Annotated in this window: 2 protein-coding genes; one reads left to right on the top strand and one right to left on the bottom strand. The window is 63.6% G+C overall.

Annotation, left to right across the window (positions count from 1 at the left end):
* The first annotated feature begins 208 nt into the window (after nt 1-208).
* Nucleotides 209-1903 carry a strawberry notch C-terminal domain-containing protein gene (locus tag NDB2M1_RS15415; protein ID WP_371328212.1) on the top strand — a complete coding sequence of 565 codons (1695 nt, stop codon included), beginning with the start codon at nt 209-211 and terminating at the stop codon, nt 1901-1903.
* An 82-nt stretch (nt 1904-1985) separates the two neighbouring features.
* Here the strand turns inward: NDB2M1_RS15415 and NDB2M1_RS15410 are convergent, their stop codons facing one another.
* Nucleotides 1986-2543: a HipA domain-containing protein gene (locus NDB2M1_RS15410; RefSeq protein WP_072383754.1), complete on the bottom strand. Its 558-nt coding sequence runs from the start codon at nt 2541-2543 to the stop codon at nt 1986-1988.
* Nucleotides 2544-2657 lie beyond the last annotated feature (114 nt).

Raw genomic sequence — 2657 nt, 5'->3', positions numbered from 1 at the left:
GGCTTAGCCCGTCCCCGGACATTCCCTCAACCCCCATATTATCTGGAGTAAAATCATGACCAATCGACGCAATCCCACGCCTCCGGCCGCAATGCTCGACATAAATGTCGACTGCAAAGAATACGTGGTCGACTACCTGATGAAGAGCTTTCCCGTCCGGCTGATGGTGGTGTTCACCGACGAGAACGGCAATCCCCGCTCTGAACCGATGAGCGACGAGCAGGGTTGCCCGGTCTTCTGCCAAGCCGCGCTCGCAGCACGTGACCGGATGGTCGAGCAGCTTTGCGCACTGCCGCCGATCGCGACCGCGCTCGATGCGATCATCGAACGCTTCGGCACTGACAAGGTCGCCGAAGTCACCGGGCGCACGCGTCGTCTCATCATCGGGTCTGACGGACGGCAGAAGCTCCAGTCGCGCACGCCGCGCGCGAACCTGGCCGAGACACAGGCTTTCATGAACGGCGACAAGCGCATTCTTGTCTTCTCGGATGCCGGCGGCACGGGGCGCAGCTACCATGCCGATCTTGCCTCCAAGAACCAGGCGCGGCGTGTCCATTTTCTGCTCGAGCCTGGCTGGCGTGCCGATGCCGCCATCCAGGGGCTTGGCCGCACCAACCGCACCAATCAGGCCTCAGCCCCGCTGTTCCGCCCTGTGACCACTGACGTGCGCGGCGAGCGCCGCTTCATCTCGACGATCGCCCGGCGGCTCGACAGCCTTGGCGCACTGACGCGCGGCCAGCGCCAAACCGGCGGGCAGAACCTGTTCGACCCCGCCGACAATCTCGAAAGCACCTATGCAAAGGATGCACTCAATCGCTGGTTTGGCCTCTTGTTCCAGGGCAAGCTCGAGGCGGTTGAGCTGGCTCGTTTCCAGGACCTGACCGGTCTCAGGATCGAGGGGCCGGACGGCGGGATGGTCGATGATCTCCCCACGATCCAGCGCTGGCTCAACCGTATCCTCGCGCTCCCGATCGGTCTGCAGAATGGGATTTTTGATGAGTTCCTCGGTCTGGTCGAAGCGCGCATCGATGCGGCGCGGGCCGCAGGCACGCTCGATCTCGGGCTCGAGACTATCGCCGTCGAGAGCTTCGAGGTCCTGTCCGATACTCTCCTCAGGACCGACAGCGTGTCGGGCGCGACGACCCACTTGCTTGAAATCGAAATCGCCCGCGCGCTCAAACCGCTGACGCTGGAGCGGCTCGATCAGCTGGAAGCGGCATCAGGATATCGCCATCGGTTCCTGTGCAACACGCGTTCGGGCAGGGCCGCCCTGCAGGTCCCGGCGCGCAGCCTGCTGGCCGACGAGGGTAGCCGGATCGTACGGTACGAACTGGTGCGTCCCCTGAAGCGGGGCTACCTCACCGCCGACCAGCTTGCCGAAAGTAGCTGGGAGGCCGTCGACGAACCGACATTCCGCGCGGCCTGGCAGACCGAGGTCGATGAAGCGCTGTCCTCACTCAAACGTGAGCGGCTTCATCTGGCCACCGGCCTGCTTCTGCCTGTCTGGGACAAGCTGCCTGCGGATCATGTCCGGGTGAGCAGAATCTCCGCGCGAGACGGCCGCTCGCTCCTGGGGCGCGAGGTTCCGCTTCATGCTGTCGGTGAGATCTGCAGCGCTCTGGGGCTCGATGCGCGGCCTGACATTGCGCCTGAGAGTCTCGTCGCGGCGGTCCTCGCGTGCGGGCGGGCCATGCCGGTCAGGGCGCGCGAGACACTTATGCTCAAGCGCAGCCTCGTCAACGGCGCGCAGCGGCTTGAGCTCACGGGCTGGTCGGCTGCCTGGCTCGATTGGTACAAGGCCCAGGGTTGTTTCACCGAGATCATCCGGTTCCAGACCCGGCTGTTCATTCCGCTCGAGGGCGCCGCAGGTATTCTGGCGAAACTGGTCGAGCAGATTGGCTGACGGCCCATCCGTCTCGACGGAGGTTATGCCGTTCCTCGTCTGGCAGCGAGGAACGGCGTTCAATTTGCATCTCTATCGGTGATCAAAGGTCTTCCAGCGCCGCCGCGAGAAGCGGCAGGCGTTTAGAGATCGCGGCGGCAATGCTTTCGTGGATCGGCTGCGCGAAATCGTTCGGCATCGCGGCGAGCGCTTTCTCGGGCGCATCGGCCGATCGCTCAAGGAGCTCGGTAATCGCATCGCGCATGGCGACACGGCCAAGGCCGGCGGCCTTGCCCGTCTGTACAAAATGCCGCCCCATCACTTCACTAATGCGATAGTGACGGTTCGTGCCTGCCGACATGGCGAGGCGGAATCGGTTTGGCGCAATCTGGCCTCTGTCCGCGGCCGGCTGCGCAGACAGAACGTCATAGAACGGCGCGAGATTGTAGCGGCCGCCGGGTTTGAGAAATATGCTGAAGTTCTTGGCATGCCCATCGGTCGCACCAATCAGCCAGAACAGGATCTGGCTTTTGAAGAATGCGATCTGGTCGGCCTGCGCATCGTCCGCCCCTTTTAGCAGGCCTAAGATGTCCCGCATGGCGGGGCCGCCATCGCTCTGGTATTTCAGGGTCGGCGGGACCCCGAGTGGGTCGTGTCCCACGGGGTGGTGTAGGAACCGTCGATCCGCAGTAGGATCAGGTTCGGGTCAGGCAGCCAGAGCTGGCAGGCTGACAATGGGGTTATGGCTCACCGAGCCGAGGGTTTCCAGCGTCAT

Origin of the sequence: Novosphingobium sp. NDB2Meth1 (assembly GCF_900117425.1) — a bacterium.
Taxonomy (GTDB): Bacteria; Pseudomonadota; Alphaproteobacteria; order Sphingomonadales; family Sphingomonadaceae; genus Novosphingobium.
This window is presented reverse-complemented; position numbering and strand designations above follow the sequence as displayed.

Excerpts from the sequence above, each read along its gene's own strand:
- NDB2M1_RS15415 (WP_371328212.1), top strand. The coding sequence starts at position 209 with ATGAGCGACGAGCAGGGTTGCCCGGTCTTCTGCCAAGCCGCGCTCGCA.